Origin of the sequence: Pararhizobium antarcticum (genome assembly GCF_001885585.1) — a bacterium.
Classification (GTDB): Bacteria; Pseudomonadota; Alphaproteobacteria; order Rhizobiales; family Rhizobiaceae; genus Pararhizobium; species Pararhizobium antarcticum.
Genome location: NZ_LSRP01000035.1, coordinates 50,948 through 69,182 on the forward strand (window position 1 = coordinate 50,948; position 18,235 = coordinate 69,182).

Genomic DNA, 18,235 nt, shown 5'->3' on the forward strand with positions numbered 1-18,235 from the left:
CGCTATTTAAGCGCAAGTGCACCGTCTCCGGGTGAACAAAACAGGGATGGGGGAATTTAAGGAGAAAAATGGTGGGCGATGACGGACTCGAACCGCCGACATCCTCGGTGTAAACGAGGCGCTCTACCAACTGAGCTAATCGCCCCCCGTGTTGGTGGCTGTGATCTATGCGTATCTCGATGAAACCGCAAGAGCGAACGCAAAGATTTTTCGATTTTTTTTGACAGGCACGCAGCAACGCCCCTGCAGGCTGGACATGCCCCCCACAGGCCATTGCACCGAGCCCGTTCCAAAAGCCCAGAGGGGCATGCACACACGCGACGGCCGACAGAATGCAGATCGTGTTGCTTTCGATTCTCAGCGCAAGTCATTGAAATCTAGGCGCATGGGGCAAGTCCTGTGGATAAGGGCGCGTTGCCGGAAAAAACTTCTGACAGCCAATGCCTGCATTTGCGGGACTTGCGGGAAAGAATTTTAGAAATGTCATGATTTTGTTTTTAACGCGCTTGACACTCCCGATTTAACCCCTTAATCAGCCGCTCATCGAACGGCGCAACACGCTGGTTCGATACGGAAGACGCCTCAGGGTGGTCTTTTAGAAAAATGCGCGGGTGTAGCTCAGTTGGTTAGAGTGCCGGCCTGTCACGCCGGAGGTCGCGGGTTCGAGCCCCGTCACTCGCGCCATTTTTCTTCTTCTTATCTCCTCCATAGACATGGTCGAAAATGCGCACATTGCGCATTGCGACCTTATGTCCCGGTTACGGCAAGCTGTGCGTCCTGCGCGCTTCTGCCCTGCATCCGCGGGTGTTTTCAATCGTTTTAAGGCGTTTGCGCCTGCGGGTCGGAGATGCTAGCTTTTACAGGCATTTCATTCCCGCGAAGGAACGGGTTGAAAAGCCGCTTCAAGGGTTGCGCGCCGACGCTGGCTGCGCTAACCACTTTGGCGTTGCAACATATTTTTCGGCTTGCATGGCTTCGGTTTCGGCGCTCTTCTGCGCCCCTTGCGGGCAGGGACGGACACAATGACAGACCTTCTCGGTTCCTATCTCCCGATCGCGATTTTCATCGCTATTGCTCTTGTTATCGGCCTTGCGCTTCTGGTCGCGCCGTTCGCGATCGCGTTCAAGGCGCCCGATTCCGAAAAGCTTTCGGCCTATGAGTGCGGCTTCAATGCTTTCGACGACGCGCGCATGAAGTTTGACATTCGATTCTATCTCGTGGCGATCCTGTTCATCATCTTCGATCTGGAAGTGGCCTTCCTTTTTCCCTGGGCTGTGGCCTTCTCGGAAATCGGCTGGTTCGGTTTGTGGTCGATGATGGTGTTCCTCGGCGTTCTCACCATCGGCTTCATTTATGAATGGAAGAAGGGAGCACTCGAATGGGAGTAGCAACCACACCGCTCGTTGCGCAGGCGTCCACGGGCATCCTCGATCCCTCGACCGGCAAGCCGGTTGGCAGCAACGACGCGTTTTTCGGCGAGATCAACAACGAACTCGCCGACAAGGGCTTTCTTGTCACGTCTACGGATGAGCTGATCAACTGGGCGCGCACCGGCTCGCTGATGTGGATGACCTTTGGTCTGGCCTGTTGCGCCGTGGAAATGATGCAGATGTCGATGCCGCGCTACGACGCCGAGCGTTTCGGCTTTGCGCCGCGCGCCTCACCGCGCCAGTCCGACGTGATGATTGTCGCGGGTACGCTGACCAACAAGATGGCGCCGGCGCTGCGCAAGGTCTACGACCAGATGCCGGAGCCGCGCTACGTGATCTCCATGGGCTCCTGCGCCAATGGCGGCGGCTATTATCACTATTCCTATTCGGTGGTGCGCGGCTGCGATCGCATCGTGCCTGTCGACATCTACGTGCCGGGCTGTCCTCCCACGGCAGAAGCACTGCTTTACGGCGTGCTCCTGCTGCAGAAGAAAATTCGCCGCACCGGCACGATCGAACGGTAAGGGCAGGGGACCTGATCAATGAGCGAAGCCCTGAACGAGCTTGCCACCTATATCACCGAGACACGGGGTCCGCTGGTCTCTAAGAGCGTCATGAGTTTCGGCGAACTGACGCTGATTTCGACGGTCGAGAACATCATTCCGCTGCTGACCTTCCTGCGCGATGACACGCGCTGCGGTTTCATCAATTTCACCGATATCTGTGGTGTCGACTGGCCGCAGCGGGTCGATCGTTTCGATGTTGTCTATCACCTGATGTCACCGAAGCAGAACCTGCGCATCCGTATCAAGGTGGCAACCAACGAGGACCAGCCGGTCCCGTCGGCAACGGCCGTCTATCCCGGTGCCGACTGGTTTGAGCGGGAAGCCTACGACATGTACGGCATCCTGTTTACCGGCCACCCGGACCTGCGCCGAATCCTGACTGACTATGGTTTCGAAGGCTATCCGCTCCGCAAGGACTTCCCGACGACGGGTTTCGTCGAGGTTCGCTATGATGATGAAGCAAAGCGCGTGGTCTATGAGCCGGTCGAACTGAAACAGGAATTCCGCAACTTCGACTTCACGTCGCCCTGGGAAGGAACAGACTACGTTCTGCCGGGCGATGAAAAGGCGAAAGCGCAGTAGTTAAGGCGTTAGCCAGTAGGCAGTAGCCAATAGAGAAGGAAATGGGGACGATAAATTCCTACAAGGATCTCATAGTATGGCAGCGGGGAATGGATCTCGCGGTGGCCTGTTATGAGATCACGAAGGATTTCCCCAGGGAAGAAGCGTACGGACTTACCTCGCAAATTCGCCGTGCGGCAGCATCGGTTCCAGCGAACATTGCGGAGGGGCACGGACGGGATGGCACCGGAAACTATGTGCAACATCTCAAAATCGCCCAGGGTTCGCTAAAAGAGCTTGAGACGCATTTGATACTTTCGGCACGCGTGGGTTTGCTGGATGCTGTGAAGGCAGATGTTGTTTTGATGAAGAGTGATGAAATCGGAAGAATGCTCAGGGCGTTAATTCGAAATTTGCAGGACGGAAAAAAATGAGAGTAAAGAAGCTTCCAATTCCTACTGCCTATTTCCTATTGGCTAACCCCTGCAAGCGCGGAGCGCGTAGCAAATGAACGAACACAACGTCCGCAATTTCAACATCAATTTCGGACCGCAGCATCCGGCGGCGCATGGCGTTTTGCGTCTGGTTCTCGAGCTCGACGGTGAAATTGTCGAGCGCGTCGATCCGCATATCGGCCTTCTGCATCGCGGCACGGAAAAGCTGATCGAGACGAAGACCTATCTGCAGGCGGTGCCCTATTTCGATCGGCTCGACTATGTCGCGCCGATGAATCAGGAACATGCATTCGCGATGGCCGTCGAGAAGCTCACGAAGACGGAAGTGCCGATTCGCAGTCAGTTGATCCGCGTGCTGTATTCCGAGATCGGCCGGATCCTGTCGCATTTGCTGAACGTGACGACGCAGGCGATGGACGTCGGCGCGCTGACGCCGCCGCTCTGGGGCTTCGAAGAACGCGAAAAGCTGATGGTGTTCTACGAGCGGGCCTGCGGCGCGCGCATGCATTCGGCCTATATCCGACCCGGCGGCGTGCATCAGGATCTGCCGCATGAACTGGTCGAAGACATCGGCAAGTGGATCGATCCGTTCCTGAAGACCGTGGATGATATCGACGAGCTTTTGACGGGCAACCGCATCTTCAAGCAGCGCAACGTCGATATCGGCGTTGTCACGCTCGACGACGCCTGGGCCTGGGGGTTTTCCGGTGTCATGGTGCGCGGTTCGGGCGCGGCCTGGGACCTGCGCAAGTCGCAGCCTTATGAATGTTATGCAGACCTCGATTTCGACATCCCGATCGGCAAGAACGGCGACTGCTTCGACCGTTACCTGATCCGCATGATCGAGATGCGCGAATCGGCAAAAATCATGCGCCAGTGCGTTGATCGCCTGCTGGGCGACGCCAAGATCGGTCCGATTTCGTCGCTTGACGGAAAGATCGTGCCGCCGAAGCGCGGCGAGATGAAGCGCTCGATGGAAGCGCTGATCCACCATTTCAAGCTCTACACCGAAGGCTATCACGTGCCCGAGGGCGAGGTTTACGCAGCCGTCGAGGCGCCGAAGGGCGAGTTCGGCGTCTATCTGGTGTCGGATGGCTCCAACAAGCCCTACCGCTGCAAGATCAAGGCACCGGGTTATGCGCATCTCCAGGCAATGGATTATATCTGTCGCGGCCACCAGCTTGCCGACGTATCCGCGGTGCTGGGCTCGCTCGATATCGTTTTCGGTGAGGTGGATCGCTGATGCGTCGTCTTGCTGCTGCAGTCCTGGGTCTGTCGCTTGTTTCCTGCCCCGCAGTGGCGCAGGAAACGAATGACGAGACTGGTGTGCGGGATACAGCAAGCGCCACGTCCGGCGGCAGCATGAGCAGCCTTCTCGCCAAGGGCTACGAGATCAAGGCAGCGGTGCCGAATGGCGCGCGCTACATTGTATTTTTGCAGAAAGACAAGTCAGCCTTTGCCTGCGAATTCGTCACCCTGACGAAATCGCGGTGCGGTTCGATTAACTGATAAGGTGCGGGAAGAATGTCCGTTCGTCGACTAGCCGAGGAAAATGTCCAGCCACAGAGCTTTGCCTTCAGGGGCGAGAATGTGGCCTGGGCTGAGGCAACAATCAGGAAATACCCGGAAGGCCGCCAGCAGTCCGCCGTGATCCCGCTTTTGATGCGGGCGCAGGAGCAGGATGGCTGGGTAACCAAGGCGGCGATCGAGAGTGTCGCCGACATGCTCGGCATGGCCTATATCCGCGTGCTCGAAGTTGCGACCTTCTATACGCAGTTCCAGCTGAAGCCGGTCGGCACGCGCGCCCATGTTCAGGTCTGCGGCACCACGCCCTGCATGCTGCGCGGCTCGGAAGAGTTGATCAAGCTGTGCAAGAAGCGCATTCATCCAGAGCCGCTGACCCCGAACGAGAGCGGCACGCTGTCCTGGGAAGAGGTCGAGTGTCAAGGCGCCTGCGTCAACGCGCCGATGGTGATGATTTTCAAGGATAGCTACGAGGACCTGACCGTTCCGCAACTCGATTACATCATCGACCGGTTCGACGCAGGCAAGGGCGCAGACATCAAGCCCGGCCCACAGATCGACCGCATCTTCTCGGCGCCGGTCGGCGGCGTAACGACGCTGTCTTCTCCTTATGTGCGCCAGCGCAACCAGGTGACGGACGCAGAACCGACACCGGCCAACTCGGATGAGGCCTCCGTGCCACCGGCAAACGCCGGTCGTGTGAAGACGGATGCCGCCGAGACCGATCCGACCTTGAAAACACCGGCCACTGCGAAGGCTGCTTCTGCGGCCAATGCCAAGGTCGAAGGCGACAACAAGGACACCGGGATCGTCGAGAAGGCGCCTGCCAAGGCTGCGGCCGTGAAGCCGTCGCTCGACGACAAGGACCGTCCTGCCGGAATCGCAAAGCCCGCCGCTTCGGACGATCTGAAGCTCGTTTCCGGTGTCGGTCCAAAGATCGAGGCCATCCTGCATGAACTCGGTATCTTTACGTTCACGCAGGTCGCCGGCTGGACGAAGGCCCAACGCGACTGGGTCGACGGCTACCTGAATTTCAAGGGCCGGATCGACCGCGACGACTGGGTCAGACAGGCAGAGGCGCTGGCCAAGGGCGGCGAAGCCGAATACATCCGGGTTTTCGGCAAGAAGCCGCGATAGACAGGTGAACCATGCTGGACGATAAAGATCGCATTTTCAACAACATCTACGGCCTTCATGACAAGTCGCTGAAGGGTGTGATGAGCCGTGGCCATTGGGATGGCACCAAGCAGATCCTCGAAAAGGGTCGTGACTGGATCATCAACGAGATGAAGGCGTCGGGCCTGCGCGGTCGCGGTGGCGCCGGCTTCCCGACCGGTCTCAAATGGTCGTTCATGCCGAAGGAAAGCGATGGCCGGCCACATTATCTGGTCGTCAACGCCGACGAGTCCGAGCCTGGCACCTGCAAGGACCGTGACATCATGCGGCACGATCCGCACACGCTGATCGAGGGTTGCGTCATCGCCTCCTTCGCCATGGGCGCCCATGTCGCCTATATCTATGTGCGTGGCGAATACATGCGCGAGCGTGAGGCGCTGCAGGCGGCGATCGACGAATGTTATGACGCCGGTCTTCTCGGCGTGAACAACAAGTGCGGCTGGGACATGGAGATCTTTGTCCATCACGGCGCCGGCGCCTATATCTGCGGCGAAGAAACCGCCCTTCTGGAAAGCCTCGAAGGCAAGAAGGGCCAGCCGCGCCTCAAGCCTCCATTCCCGGCGAACATGGGCCTCTACGGCTGCCCGACGACCGTCAACAATGTCGAATCGATCGCCGTTGCCCCGACCATTCTGCGCCGCGGCGCCGGCTGGTTCTCGGCCATCGGTCGCCCGAACAATGTCGGCACCAAGCTGTTCATGGTTTCCGGCCATGTCAACAAGCCGTGCACGGTCGAGGAAGCCATGGGCATCCCGTTCCGGGAATTGATCGAAAAGCATTGCGGCGGCGTTCGCGGCGGCTTTGACAATCTTCTGGCCGTTATCCCCGGCGGTTCGTCCTGCCCGGTTGTCACGGGCGCGAACATCCTCGACGCGCCGATGGATTTCGACGGCATGCGCGACGTGAAGTCGTCCTTCGGAACCGCCGCGGTGATTGTCATGGACAAGTCGACCGACATCATCAAGGCGATCTGGCGCCTCTCGGCTTTCTACAAGCACGAGAGCTGCGGCCAGTGCACGCCGTGCCGCGAAGGCACGGGCTGGATGATGCGCGTGATGGAGCGCATGGTTCAGGGCCGCGCCCAGAAGCGCGAGATCGACATGCTGTTCGACGTCTCGAAACAGGTGGAAGGCCACACGATCTGCGCGCTCGGCGACGCAGCCGCCTGGCCGATCCAGGGCCTGATCCGCAATTTCCGCCCGGAGATGGAGGCGCGCATCGACGAGTATACGCGCAATTCCTCATCGCATGGTGCGGTTCTGGAAGCGGCGGAGTAAACGGATGGTGCGGCCGGTGGATCATAAGGGTGCGGACAAGCAGACTGGATCCTCCGGCACTGCATCCGCGTCGGTTGACGCCGGGCGCGATCCGTTCGGTCTGGCGCAATGGATGCCGGGCGCTTCGCTGCATCCGCTGATGGCCAATCCGACAGCCGCCGTTGTCGCGGCAACCGCTGTCGGTCTGGGTATGACCAGCCAGATGGCCGGTTTCATGCTCGGGGCGATGCAGGGTTTTGTCGACGCGACGCAGAAGTCTGCGCCGCAATCCGAAACGCCGCTGGTGCCTGTGGATGCTGTAACGCCAGAGTCTTTGGCACCGGTCGAATCACCGGTTGTCGAGGCCAAGGCGCCAAAGCGACCGCGCGCCGCCCGCATCGTAAAGACGCGGGCCGACGACCTGAAGCGGATTTCGGGCATCGGTCCGAAGCTGGAGCAGGTTCTGAACGGCATGGGCATCCGGCAATATGCCGATATTGCCCGCTGGACGGCAAAGGACGCACAACGTGTCGACGAGCAGCTCGGATTTTCCGGGCGGGTCGGACGGGACGAGTGGGTCGCGCAGGCAAGGGCCTTGATGAAGGCCTGAGAGTGAATTGACGATGTCCGTTCGTGGGCGTCGTGCCAAAAGGTTGGTTTGCCTAATAATATCGGTTCGTCGCCTCCGGGACGGCGAACACCAGACAGGATTGAGTGCGAAGATGGCAAAGCTGAAAGTCGACGGAAAAGAGATCGAGGTCCCGGATCACTTCACGCTGCTGCAGGCATGCGAGGAAGCCGGCGCCGAAGTTCCGCGCTTTTGTTTCCATGAGCGGCTGTCGGTTGCCGGCAATTGTCGCATGTGTCTGATCGAGGTGAAGGGTGGGCCGCCGAAGCCGGCTGCCTCCTGCGCCATGGGCGTGCGCGACCTGCGTCCCGGACCAAACGGCGAAGCGCCGGAAGTCTTCACGACCACACCGATGGTCAAGAAGGCCCGTGAAGGCGTCATGGAATTCCTTCTGATCAACCATCCGCTGGATTGCCCGATCTGCGACCAGGGTGGCGAATGCGACCTGCAGGACCAGGCCATGGCGTTTGGCGTCGATTCGACCCGCTACAATGAAAACAAGCGGGCCGTCGAAGACAAGTATATCGGTCCGCTGGTCAAGACCGTGATGAACCGCTGCATCCACTGCACGCGCTGCGTCCGCTTCACCACCGAAGTCGCCGGCATTGCCGAACTCGGCCTGATCGGTCGGGGTGAAGATGCCGAGATCACCACCTATCTCGAACAGGCAATGACCTCGGAACTGCAGGGCAATGTCGTCGATCTCTGCCCGGTCGGTGCCTTGACGTCCAAGCCTTACGCCTTCAACGCGCGTCCCTGGGAACTTGGCAAGACCGAATCGATCGACGTAATGGACGCGCTGGGCTCGGCGATCCGCGTCGATACCCGTGGTCGCGAAGTCATGCGCGTCATGCCGCGGGTCAACGAGGACATCAACGAAGAGTGGATTTCCGACAAGACCCGGTTCATCTGGGATGGCCTGAAGACCCAGCGTCTCGACCGCCCCTATGTGAAGAAGGACGGTCGCCTGCAGGCTGCCAGCTGGAACGAGGCGTTTGCCGCGATCAAGGCTGCGGTCGCCAGGACCAGCGCCGACCGGATCGGTGCGATCGCCGGTGATCTCGCCTCCGTCGAGGAAATGTACGCCCTCAAGCAACTGATGGTCTCGCTCGGTTCGAAGAACCTGGATTGCCGGCAGGATGGAACGGCGCTCGATCCGGCACTTGGCCGCACCAGCTATCTCTTCAACCCGACGATCCAGGGCATAGAGAATGCCGATGCGCTGCTGATTATCGGATCCAACCCGCGCTTTGAAGCCTCGGTGCTGAACGCGCGTATCCGCAAGCGTTTCCGCATGGCGAACTTCCCGATCGGCGTCATCGGCGAGCCGGGCGAGCTTCGTTACGATTACGACTATCTCGGCGCCGGAACCGATTCGCTGGCCGAGCTGGTCGCGGGCAGGGGCAAGTTCCTGGATGTCCTGATGAATGCGAAACGTCCGATGATCATCATCGGCCAGGGCGCGATCTCCGGTGGCAACGGTGCATCCGTGCTCGCGGCTGCTGCCAAGCTTGCCGGTGCTGTGAGTGCCGTGACGGAAGACTTTAACGGCTTTGCCGTGTTGCACACGGCCGCAAGCCGCGTCGGCGGTCTCGACCTCGGTTTTGTACCGGGCGAGGGCGGCAAGACGGCGGCAGAAATGCTGACCGCAACGGATGTTCTGTTCCTGCTGGGCGCCGACGAGATGGATTTCTCCGGCAGGATCGCCGGCTTCACCGTCTATATCGGCTCGCATGGCGACGAGGGTGCCCATGGCGCCGACGTCATTCTGCCGGGTGCGGCCTATACCGAAAAATCCGGAACCTGGGTCAACACCGAGGGTCGGGTTCAGATGGGCAACCGTGCCGGCTTTGCGCCGGGCGATGCGCGCGAAGACTGGGCCATCCTGCGGGCGCTGTCCGATGTGCTGGGCAAGAAGCTGCCATTTGATTCGCTCGCGGACTTGCGCCGGAAAATGTATGCGGACTATCCGCATTTCGCCGATATCGACGGTATCCTTATGGGCGAAAGCGGTGAAATTGCCGCACTTGCGCAAAAAGCCGGTGAGATGACGAAATCGGCGTTTGCGTCTCCGGTCAAAGACTTCTATTTGACGAACCCGATAGCACGCGCCTCTGCCGTCATGGCCGAATGCTCGGCTTTGGCACGCAACAATTTCAAAGCTGCGGCGGAATGAGCGCGAGGGAATAAGACACAATGGACGCCTTCATTTCGACCTATGTCTGGCCAGCGGCCATCATGATCGGCCAGTCGCTTCTGCTTCTGGTCGCGCTCCTGATTTTCATAGCCTTCTTCCTGCTGGCAGACCGCAAGATCTGGGCAGCAGTCCAGTTGCGTCGCGGACCCAACGTCGTTGGTCCGTTCGGCCTGTTCCAGTCCTTTGCCGACCTCCTGAAGTTCGTCTTCAAGGAACCGGTCATTCCGGCCGGTGCAAACAAGGCCATCTTCCTTCTGGCGCCGCTCGTTTCGGTGACGCTGGCGCTTGCGACATGGGCCGTCATTCCGCTCAACAATGGCTGGATGATTGCCAACATCAACGTCGGCATCCTCTACGTGTTTGCGATATCTTCACTCGAAGTCTACGGCATCATCATGGCCGGCTGGGCGTCGAACTCGAAATACCCGTTTCTCGGGGCGCTTCGTTCGGCGGCGCAGATGGTGTCCTACGAAGTCTCGATCGGCTTCGTCATCGTCACCGTGCTGCTTTGCGTGGGATCCCTGAACCTCAGCGATATCGTCATTGCGCAGCAGGATGGTCTGGGAACGCGTCTTGGCCTGCCACCGTCCTTCCTCGACTGGCACTGGATTTCGCTGTTTCCGATGTTCATCATCTTCTTCATCTCGGCGCTGGCTGAGACCAACCGTCCGCCGTTCGATCTGCCCGAGGCCGAATCCGAACTGGTTGCCGGCTACATGGTCGAATACAGCTCGGCGCCATACATGATGCTGATGCTGGGTGAATATGCGGCGATCGTTCTGATGTGCTCGCTGACGACCATCCTGTTCATGGGGGGCTGGCTGCCGCCTGTGGATGTCTGGTTCCTCAACTGGGTTCCGGGGATCATCTGGTTCCTGCTCAAGGCATCCTTCGTGTTCTTCATGTTCGCCATGGTCAAGGCCTTCGTTCCGCGCTACCGCTACGACCAGTTGATGCGTCTCGGCTGGAAGGTCTTCCTGCCCCTGTCGCTCGCCATGGTCGTGATCGTCGCCTTCACGCTGAAGCTGATGGGATGGGCATGATGTCTATGCATAGTTCAAAGGGTTTTGCCGGCTTCTCCCAGGCTGGCTTGGTTGGAGGTCGATGATGGCAAGTCTGTCACAAGCCGTCGGTTCGCTGTTCCTCAAGGAATTCGTTGGCGCTTTCTTTCTGTCGATGCGCTACTTTTTCGCACCGAAGGCAACGCTAAACTATCCGTTCGAAAAAGGCCCGGTCAGCCCGCGTTTCCGCGGCGAACACGCGCTGCGCCGCTATCCGAACGGCGAAGAGCGCTGCATCGCCTGCAAGCTGTGTGAGGCGATCTGTCCCGCCCAGGCGATCACCATCGAAGCCGGTCCGCGCCGCAATGATGGCACTCGCCGCACCGTCCGTTACGATATCGACATGGTGAAGTGCATCTATTGCGGCTTCTGCCAGGAAGCCTGCCCGGTCGATGCGATCGTCGAAGGCCCGAACTTCGAATTTGCGACCGAGACGCGCGAAGAACTCTACTACGACAAGGACCGGCTGCTGGCGAATGGCGACCGTTGGGAGCGCGAACTCGCCCGCAACATCGGTATTGACTCGCCGTACCGGTAGGTCGCGGAAACAGGTTGCACCGGGTCGCCTGAAATGGGCGGCGGGTGCGGAACAGATTTGGGGCGAGGGCCGGACAGTGTCCGGTGCGCCAGTGGGGAAGGTGGCCGCCCGGCCATCGGATCCGGGGAAGACAAAAAGGCACCGATCATGGGTCTGCAGGCTCTTTTTTTCTATCTTTTCGCCTTCGTCGCCGTGGCGTCGGCCTTCATGGTCATTTCGGCCAGGAACCCGGTTTATTCCGTGCTGTTCCTGATCCTGACATTCTTCAACGCCGCAGGCCTCTTCCTGCTGACCGGTGCTGAATTCCTGGCGATGATCCTGCTGGTCGTCTATGTCGGCGCGGTGGCGGTGCTCTTCCTCTTCGTCGTGATGATGCTCGACATCGATTTCGCCGAGCTTCGGTCCGGCGCGCTCGAATATGCGCCGGTGGGCGCGCTGATCGGCCTCATCCTGGCCGCCGAACTGATCATCGTTGTCGCCGGCAGCACGTTTTCGCCGGAGATTGCCAAGACTATCTCGATGCCGATCCCGGCGCTTGCGGATCGCACCAACACCGCGGCGCTCGGCGACGTGCTCTACACGCATTACATCTACTACTTCCAGATTGCCGGCCTTGTGCTTCTGGTCGCCATGATCGGCGCCATCGTTCTGACGCTGCGTCACCGCGACAACATCAAGCGCCAGGATATTTCCAAACAGGTTGCCCGCACGCCCGCGACCGCCGTCGAGGTGGTCAAGGTCAAGTCGGGGCAGGGCTTATAGACGGACGCGAGGTCAAGGAACAAACATCATGGAAATCGGTATTTCCCACTATCTGACCGTCAGCGCCATCCTCTTCACGCTCGGCGTCTTCGGCATCTTCCTGAACCGCAAGAACGTCATCGTCATCCTGATGTCGGTGGAACTCATCCTGCTTGCGGTGAACATCAACATGGTGGCGTTCTCGGCCTTCCTGAACGACATCACCGGACAGGTTTTCGCGCTGTTCATCCTGACCGTCGCAGCCGCCGAAGCGGCCATCGGTCTTGCAATTCTCGTCGTCTTCTATCGCAACCGCGGCTCGATCGCCGTGGAAGACGTCAACATGATGAAGGGCTGAGGGCTCCATGGATACGATTATCAAGGCTGTCGTCTTTCTGCCGCTGATCGGCTTCCTGATCGCCGGCCTGTTCGGAACGTCGATCGGCGCCAAGGCCTCGGAATACGTCACCACCGGCTTCATGATCATTGTCGCGATCCTGTCCTGGATCGTCTTCTTCGATGTCGCGATCGGCGAGACAGAGATGATCAAGGTCTCGGTCATGCGCTGGGTCCAGTCGGGCAGTTTCGACACAGAATGGGCGTTCCGCGTCGATACGCTGACGGCCGTCATGTTTGTCGTCGTCAACTCCGTGTCCTGCCTGGTGCACATCTATTCGATCGGCTATATGCACCATGATCCGCATCGCCCGCGGTTCTTTGCCTATCTCTCGCTGTTTACCTTCGCCATGCTGATGCTGGTGACGTCCGACAACCTGTTGCAGATGTTCTTCGGCTGGGAAGGCGTCGGTCTGGCGTCCTATCTCCTGATCGGCTTCTGGTACAAGAAGCCGGCTGCTTCGGCTGCGGCGATGAAGGCGTTCATCGTCAACCGCGTCGGCGACTTCGGCTTCGCGCTTGGCATATTCGGCGTCTTCGTGCTGTTCGGCTCGGTCAGCTTCGAGACGATCTTTGCTGCGGCATCCACCTATCTGCCGGCCGAAGGTGCCGCTGAAGGCGGCGAGGCCGTGATCAATCTCTTCGGCCTGCATCTCGACAAGGCCGGCGCCATCACCGGCATCTGCCTGCTCCTGTTCATGGGTGCCATGGGCAAGTCGGCGCAGTTCCTGCTGCACACCTGGCTGCCGGACGCCATGGAAGGCCCGACACCGGTGTCGGCGCTGATCCATGCCGCAACCATGGTCACCGCCGGTGTCTTCCTCGTCGCCCGCATGTCGCCGCTGTTCGAACTGTCGCCGACGGCACTCCTTGTCGTCACCATCATCGGCGCGATCACCGCCTTTTTTGCAGCAACCGTCGGCCTAGTGCAGAATGACATCAAGCGCGTCATCGCCTACTCGACCTGCTCGCAGCTCGGCTACATGTTCGTGGCGCTTGGCGTCGGTGCCTATGGCGCGGCCATCTTCCACCTGTTCACGCACGCCTTCTTCAAGGCACTGTTGTTCCTGTGCGCCGGCTCGGTCATCCATGCCGTCGATGGCGAACAGGACATGCGCCACATGGGCGGCCTGCGCAAACACATCAAGCTGACCTATGCGATGATGATGATCGGCACGCTGGCGATTACCGGTGTCGGCATTCCCTTCTCGGGGATCGGTCTTGCCGGCTTCATCTCCAAGGACATCATCATCGAGGCAACCTATGCCGCGCATTCGCCGGTTTCGGGTTTTGCCTTCGCCCTGCTGGTGATTGCCGCCTGCTTCACCAGCTTCTATTCCTGGCGGCTGATCTTCATGACCTTCTACGGCAAGCCGCGCGCGAGCCACGAGGTGATGCACCATGTGCATGAATCTCCGATGGTCATGCTGGTCCCGCTGTTCATTCTTGGCGTCGGCGCTGTTTTCGCCGGTGTGGCATTTGCGGGCAATTTCTACGGTCACCATTATGCCGAATTCTGGCAGGGTGCCCTATTCACATCGGCTGAAAACGAGGTGCTGGAAAACTTCCACCATGTTCCGGCGCTGGTGGCCCTGAGCCCGTTCATCGCCATGATCCTTGGCTTCGTCACGGCCTGGTACATGTATATCCGTTCTCCGGAGACGCCGAAATACCTAGCCGAGCAGCATCGCGGGCTCTACCAGTTCCTGCTCAACAAGTGGTATTTCGACGAGCTCTATGACTTCCTGTTCGTCCGCCCTGCCAAGCGCATCGGTACCTTCCTCTGGAAGGAAGGTGATGGGCGCGTCATCGACGGCTACGGCCCGAACGGCATTGCCGCCCGGGTCATGGACGTCACCGACCGCGTCGTTCGCCTGCAGACCGGTTACCTTTATCACTATGCGTTCGTGATGCTCATCGGCATCGCCGCGCTCGTCACCTGGATGATGCTCGGGAGTTCCTTCTGATGACCGATTGGCCCATTCTCTCCGCGGTCACCTTCCTGCCGCTGGTTGGCATCGTGCTGCTGCTCCTGACCAACGAGAACAGTGCTGCCGGCCGCCGCAATGTCCTCGGCATCTCGCTGGTGACGACGCTTGTGGTGTTCGTCCTGTCGCTGATCGTCTGGTGGAAGTTCGATGCCGCCAATCCGGGCTTCCAGATGGTGGAGAAACACGCCTGGCTCGGCACCGGCATATCCTACCACCTCGGCATTGACGGCATTTCGATGCTGTTCGTGGTGCTCTCGGCTTTCCTGATGCCCTTCTGCGTCGTCGCGAGCTGGCTGACCATCGAGAAGCGCCTGAAGGCCTACATGATCGCCTTCCTCATGCTGGAAGTGTTCATGATCGGCGTCTTCGTTTCGCTCGACATCGTGCTGTTCTACGTGTTCTTCGAGGCCGGCCTTATCCCGATGTTCATCATCATCGGTGTCTGGGGCGGCAAGGATCGGGTCTATGCCTCTTACAAGTTCTTCCTCTACACGCTGCTTGGCTCGGTTCTGATGCTGCTGGCCATCATGGCCATGTACTGGCAGGCCGGCACGACCGATATCGCCCAGCTGCTGGCCTATGACTTCCCGGCCCAGATGCAGACCTGGCTATGGCTGGCCTTCTTTGCCTCGTTTGCGGTGAAGATGCCGATGTGGCCTGTTCATACCTGGTTGCCGGATGCGCACGTGCAGGCGCCGACGGCCGGTTCCGTCATCCTGGCAGGCGTGCTTCTGAAGCTGGGCGGCTACGGCTTCCTGCGCTTCTCTCTGCCGATGTTCCCGCTGGCGTCTGACTACTTTGCGCCGTTCGTGTTCACGCTGTCGGTTATAGCGATCATCTACACCTCGCTGGTGGCGCTGATGCAGTCGGACATCAAGAAGCTGATTGCCTATTCGTCGGTTGCCCATATGGGCTATGTGACGATGGGTATCTTCGCTGCCAATGTGCAGGGCGTCCAGGGCGCGATCTACCAGATGCTGTCGCATGGCATTGTCTCCGGCGCGCTGTTCCTCTGCGTCGGCGTCGTCTATGACCGCACCCACACCCGCGAAATCAGCGCCTATGGCGGCCTCGTCAGCAACATGCCGAAATATGCGGTCGTGTTCCTGATCCTGACCATGGCCAATGTCGGCCTGCCGGGCACATCCGGCTTCGTCGGCGAAATCACGACGCTGCTCGGTGCCTTCCAGGCCAATACCTGGGTCGCGTTCTTCGCTACGACAGGCGTCATTCTTTCGGCCTGCTATGCGCTCTGGCTCTATCGCCGGGTGATCTTCGGCACGCTCGACAAGGAAAACCTGAAGTCGCTGCTTGATCTTTCGGGCCGTGAAAAGGTGCTTCTCTACCCGCTGGTCGCGCTGACCATCTTCTTCGGTGTCTATCCCGCGCCGGTGTTCGATGCGACCGCCGCATCGGTGGATGCGCTGGTAAACAATTACTCCGCAGCTGTGCAGGCGGCGCATGACGTTGCGCTTTCGGTGAAATGACGACAGGATCCTTTGGACATGACCGCTGAAACAATCCTTGCAAGCCTGCATCTTTCGACACCGGAACTGATCCTTGCGGTCGGTGCGCTGGCGCTTTTGATGATCGGGGTGTTTGCCGGCGAAAAATCGTCCGGCATGGTCACGGGTCTGGCCGTCGGTGTGCTTGTCGTCGCCGGCGCCTGGCTGGTGCTGATGACCGGTGACGGCGTTGCCTATAACGGCGCCTTCATGTCGGACCCCTTCGCGCGCTTCATGAAGGGGCTGGCCCTGATCGGGTCGGTCGTGGCGCTGGTCATGTCGGCGGGGCAGGCCCGCTCGGCCGGTATCGATCGTTTTGAATATCCGGTGCTGATCGTGCTTTCGACGCTCGGCATGTTGCTGATGATTTCGGCCAACGACCTGATGTCGCTTTATATTGCGCTCGAACTGCAGTCGCTGGCGCTCTACGTTGTTGCCGCGATGAACCGCGACAACCTGCGCTCGACGGAAGCCGGCCTGAAATACTTCGTCCTCGGGGCGCTGTCGTCTGGCATGCTGCTCTACGGCATGTCGCTGGTCTACGGTTTTACCGGCCACACCGGCTTCCAGGAGATCGCCACGGCTCTGACAGCGGACGGTCGTTCGCTCGGTCTCGTCTTCGGCCTCGTCTTCATTCTGGCCGGCATCGCCTTCAAGATTTCCGCCGTGCCGTTCCACATGTGGACGCCCGACGTCTACGAGGGCGCGCCGACGCCGGTGACCGCCTTCTTTGCGGCGGCCCCCAAGGTCGCGGCCATGGCCATGCTTGTGCGTATTGTCATTACCGCCTTCGAGCCGATCATCAACGACTGGCAGCAGATCATCGTCTTCATCGCGATTGCGTCCATGTTGCTCGGTTCGTTCGCGGCCATCGGCCAGAACAACATCAAGCGCCTGATGGCCTACTCGTCGATCGGCCACATGGGCTACGCTCTTGTCGGCCTCGCGGCAGGCTCGATCGCCGGTGTGCGCGGCGTCGTCCTGTACATGCTGATCTATATGGTCATGACGCTCGGCACCTTTGCCTGCATCATGGCGATGCGTCGCAAGGAAGGCGCCCAGGTCGAAGAGGTGAATGATCTTGCCGGCCTGTCGCAGACCAATCCCTTCATGGCGACCGTCTTGACGATCCTGATGTTCTCGCTGGCCGGCATTCCGCCGCTCGCCGGGTTCTTCGCCAAGTATTTTGTCTTCATCGCCGCCATCGAGGCTGATCTCTATGCGCTGTCGATCATCGGCGTTTTGGCTTCGGTCGTGGGTGCCTATTATTACCTGCGGGTCATCAAGCTGATGTGGTTCGATGAACCCAAGGGTGAATTTGCCCGTCCGGCTGGCGAACTGCGGCTGGTCTATGGCCTGTCCGGTCTCTTCGTTCTCGGCTATGTTCTGATCGGCGGACCGATCGGAACGGCTGCGGAAGTTGCAGCCCGGACGTTCTTTTGACCGGCCACGCCTTTACCGGGCGTCTTAAGCTTGAGGATTTCCGGCATACGGCCCTTGGCGATACCGGATCCACCAATACGGAGGGCCTGATCCGCGCCCGGGCCGGTGATCCCGGGCTTCACTGGATCACGGCTGCGCGCCAGACGGAGGGGCGCGGCCGCCGCGGTCGCCCCTGGGTCTCCGAGCCTGGCAATCTCTATGCCTCGCTTCTGTTGATCGACCCGGCACCGATGGAGCGTTTGCATTCCCTGCCGCTTGCGGTGGCCGTGGCCGTGCAACGGGCGATTCAGAGCGTCATGCCGCCGGGCGCCGATCCGGTGACCGTGAAGTGGCCGAATGATATTCTGATTGCGGGCAAGAAGACCTGCGGTATCCTGCTCGAAGGCGAGGGGTTGCCAGGCGGCCATCATGCGCTGGTCATCGGCTGCGGCATTAATGTCGCTTTTGCCCCCGACCACGGGCTCTATCCGGTCACGAGCCTGCATGCGGAAGGGGCGACCGTATCGCCGGACGAATTGTTTGCCCACCTGTTCCAGACCATGGCCGAGGCGCTGGATCTTTGGGACGGGGGCAGGGGAATTGCAGCGATCATCGCCGAATGGCGGTCGGTTGCGCGTGGAATTGGTGAGAAGATTACTGTCAATCTGCCGGATCGCTCCCTGTCGGGACGCTTTGCGGGGATTGATGAAGACGGCCGCCTGTTGCTCGACCTAGGGTCGGGCACGATGCAGCATATTGCTGCGGGCGATGTATTTTTCGGATGAAAC

General features: G+C 59.8%; 18 protein-coding genes and 2 tRNA genes. 19 read left to right on the forward strand and 1 reads right to left on the reverse strand.

The genetic code is table 11. From position 1 onward, the window contains the following. Positions 1-69: 69 nt before the first annotated feature. Positions 70-145, reverse strand: a tRNA-Val gene (locus AX760_RS03810). A 462-nt stretch (positions 146-607) separates the two neighbouring features. Between AX760_RS03810 and AX760_RS03815 the strand changes: the two genes are divergently transcribed. The 19 genes from AX760_RS03815 to AX760_RS03905 all read left to right on the forward strand — a co-directional run bounded on the left by AX760_RS03815 (position 608) and on the right by AX760_RS03905 (position 18,232). Then, positions 608-684 (forward strand) — tRNA-Asp (locus tag AX760_RS03815). A 338-nt stretch (positions 685-1,022) separates the two neighbouring features. Next, positions 1,023-1,388 (forward strand): NADH-quinone oxidoreductase subunit A, encoded by a 366-nt coding sequence (locus AX760_RS03820; protein ID WP_071831612.1) that lies wholly within the window; start codon positions 1,023-1,025, stop codon positions 1,386-1,388. Then, entirely contained in the window at positions 1,379-1,954 is a 576-nt protein-coding gene (locus tag AX760_RS03825) for a NuoB/complex I 20 kDa subunit family protein (protein ID WP_071831615.1), read from the forward strand. The genes AX760_RS03820 and AX760_RS03825 overlap by 10 nt, the downstream gene beginning before the upstream one ends. 18 nt (positions 1,955-1,972) lie before the next feature. Further along, positions 1,973-2,578 carry an NADH-quinone oxidoreductase subunit C gene (locus AX760_RS03830; RefSeq protein WP_071831618.1) on the forward strand — a complete coding sequence of 202 codons (606 nt, stop codon included), beginning with the start codon at positions 1,973-1,975 and terminating at the stop codon, positions 2,576-2,578. 41 nt (positions 2,579-2,619) lie between these two features. Next, positions 2,620-2,991, forward strand: coding sequence for a four helix bundle protein (locus AX760_RS03835; RefSeq protein WP_071831621.1), 372 nt, complete (start codon positions 2,620-2,622; stop codon positions 2,989-2,991). Between the two features lie 73 nt (positions 2,992-3,064). Continuing rightward, positions 3,065-4,255, forward strand: coding sequence for an NADH-quinone oxidoreductase subunit D (locus AX760_RS03840; protein ID WP_071831623.1), 1,191 nt, complete (start codon positions 3,065-3,067; stop codon positions 4,253-4,255). Continuing rightward, positions 4,255-4,521, forward strand: coding sequence for a hypothetical protein (locus AX760_RS03845; RefSeq protein WP_071831625.1), 267 nt, complete (start codon positions 4,255-4,257; stop codon positions 4,519-4,521). Before AX760_RS03840 ends, AX760_RS03845 begins: the two co-directional genes overlap by 1 nt. 15 nt (positions 4,522-4,536) lie before the next feature. Further along, positions 4,537-5,673 carry an NADH-quinone oxidoreductase subunit E gene (locus AX760_RS03850; RefSeq protein ID WP_071831627.1) on the forward strand — a complete coding sequence of 379 codons (1,137 nt, stop codon included), beginning with the start codon at positions 4,537-4,539 and terminating at the stop codon, positions 5,671-5,673. A gap of 11 nt (positions 5,674-5,684) precedes the next feature. Further along, the gene (nuoF, locus tag AX760_RS03855; RefSeq protein WP_071831630.1) at positions 5,685-6,989 is read left to right on the forward strand and encodes an NADH-quinone oxidoreductase subunit NuoF; all 1,305 of its coding nucleotides are present in this window, start codon (positions 5,685-5,687) and stop codon (positions 6,987-6,989) included. 4 nt (positions 6,990-6,993) lie between these two features. After that, positions 6,994-7,578, forward strand: a complete 585-nt coding sequence (locus AX760_RS03860; protein WP_071831633.1) for a hypothetical protein — start codon at positions 6,994-6,996, stop codon at positions 7,576-7,578. Positions 7,579-7,690: 112 nt separating this feature from the next. After that, on the forward strand, positions 7,691-9,772 hold the full coding sequence (gene nuoG / locus AX760_RS03865; protein ID WP_071831635.1) for an NADH-quinone oxidoreductase subunit NuoG: 2,082 nt from the start codon (positions 7,691-7,693) through the stop codon (positions 9,770-9,772). Positions 9,773-9,792: 20 nt separating this feature from the next. Beyond that, positions 9,793-10,836 carry an NADH-quinone oxidoreductase subunit NuoH gene (nuoH, locus tag AX760_RS03870; RefSeq protein WP_071831637.1) on the forward strand — a complete coding sequence of 348 codons (1,044 nt, stop codon included), beginning with the start codon at positions 9,793-9,795 and terminating at the stop codon, positions 10,834-10,836. 64 nt (positions 10,837-10,900) lie between these two features. Then, positions 10,901-11,392, forward strand: coding sequence for an NADH-quinone oxidoreductase subunit NuoI (gene nuoI / locus AX760_RS03875; protein WP_071831639.1), 492 nt, complete (start codon positions 10,901-10,903; stop codon positions 11,390-11,392). A 147-nt stretch (positions 11,393-11,539) separates the two neighbouring features. Further along, entirely contained in the window at positions 11,540-12,154 is a 615-nt protein-coding gene (locus AX760_RS03880; RefSeq protein WP_071831641.1) for an NADH-quinone oxidoreductase subunit J, read from the forward strand. Positions 12,155-12,182: 28 nt separating this feature from the next. Beyond that, a complete protein-coding gene (gene nuoK / locus AX760_RS03885) occupies positions 12,183-12,491 on the forward strand; it encodes an NADH-quinone oxidoreductase subunit NuoK (protein ID WP_034803568.1) in 309 nt (102 codons plus the stop codon). A 7-nt stretch (positions 12,492-12,498) separates the two neighbouring features. Then, on the forward strand, positions 12,499-14,496 hold the full coding sequence (gene nuoL / locus AX760_RS03890; RefSeq protein WP_071831643.1) for an NADH-quinone oxidoreductase subunit L: 1,998 nt from the start codon (positions 12,499-12,501) through the stop codon (positions 14,494-14,496). Further along, entirely contained in the window at positions 14,496-16,007 is a 1,512-nt protein-coding gene (locus AX760_RS03895) for an NADH-quinone oxidoreductase subunit M (RefSeq protein WP_071831645.1), read from the forward strand. The genes nuoL and AX760_RS03895 overlap by 1 nt, the downstream gene beginning before the upstream one ends. An 18-nt stretch (positions 16,008-16,025) precedes the next feature. Beyond that, positions 16,026-17,468 carry an NADH-quinone oxidoreductase subunit NuoN gene (gene nuoN, locus AX760_RS03900; protein ID WP_071831647.1) on the forward strand — a complete coding sequence of 481 codons (1,443 nt, stop codon included), beginning with the start codon at positions 16,026-16,028 and terminating at the stop codon, positions 17,466-17,468. Then, the gene (locus AX760_RS03905) at positions 17,465-18,232 is read left to right on the forward strand and encodes a biotin--[acetyl-CoA-carboxylase] ligase (RefSeq protein ID WP_071831649.1); all 768 of its coding nucleotides are present in this window, start codon (positions 17,465-17,467) and stop codon (positions 18,230-18,232) included. Before nuoN ends, AX760_RS03905 begins: the two co-directional genes overlap by 4 nt. Positions 18,233-18,235 lie beyond the last annotated feature (3 nt).

Coding starts and splice junctions, on each gene's coding strand:
- nuoF (WP_071831630.1), top strand. CDS start 5,685: ATGCTGGACGATAAAGATCGCATTTTCAACAACATCTACGGCCTTCAT.
- nuoN (WP_071831647.1), top strand. CDS start 16,026: ATGACCGCTGAAACAATCCTTGCAAGCCTGCATCTTTCGACACCGGAA.
- nuoI (WP_071831639.1), top strand. CDS start 10,901: ATGGCAAGTCTGTCACAAGCCGTCGGTTCGCTGTTCCTCAAGGAATTC.
- AX760_RS03895 (WP_071831645.1), top strand. CDS start 14,496: ATGACCGATTGGCCCATTCTCTCCGCGGTCACCTTCCTGCCGCTGGTT.
- AX760_RS03825 (WP_071831615.1), top strand. CDS start 1,379: ATGGGAGTAGCAACCACACCGCTCGTTGCGCAGGCGTCCACGGGCATC.
- nuoL (WP_071831643.1), top strand. CDS start 12,499: ATGGATACGATTATCAAGGCTGTCGTCTTTCTGCCGCTGATCGGCTTC.
- AX760_RS03845 (WP_071831625.1), top strand. CDS start 4,255: ATGCGTCGTCTTGCTGCTGCAGTCCTGGGTCTGTCGCTTGTTTCCTGC.
- AX760_RS03840 (WP_071831623.1), top strand. CDS start 3,065: ATGAACGAACACAACGTCCGCAATTTCAACATCAATTTCGGACCGCAG.
- nuoH (WP_071831637.1), top strand. CDS start 9,793: ATGGACGCCTTCATTTCGACCTATGTCTGGCCAGCGGCCATCATGATC.
- AX760_RS03830 (WP_071831618.1), top strand. CDS start 1,973: ATGAGCGAAGCCCTGAACGAGCTTGCCACCTATATCACCGAGACACGG.
- AX760_RS03820 (WP_071831612.1), top strand. CDS start 1,023: ATGACAGACCTTCTCGGTTCCTATCTCCCGATCGCGATTTTCATCGCT.
- AX760_RS03860 (WP_071831633.1), top strand. CDS start 6,994: ATGGTGCGGCCGGTGGATCATAAGGGTGCGGACAAGCAGACTGGATCC.
- nuoK (WP_034803568.1), top strand. CDS start 12,183: ATGGAAATCGGTATTTCCCACTATCTGACCGTCAGCGCCATCCTCTTC.
- AX760_RS03880 (WP_071831641.1), top strand. CDS start 11,540: ATGGGTCTGCAGGCTCTTTTTTTCTATCTTTTCGCCTTCGTCGCCGTG.
- AX760_RS03835 (WP_071831621.1), top strand. CDS start 2,620: ATGGGGACGATAAATTCCTACAAGGATCTCATAGTATGGCAGCGGGGA.
- nuoG (WP_071831635.1), top strand. CDS start 7,691: ATGGCAAAGCTGAAAGTCGACGGAAAAGAGATCGAGGTCCCGGATCAC.
- AX760_RS03850 (WP_071831627.1), top strand. CDS start 4,537: ATGTCCGTTCGTCGACTAGCCGAGGAAAATGTCCAGCCACAGAGCTTT.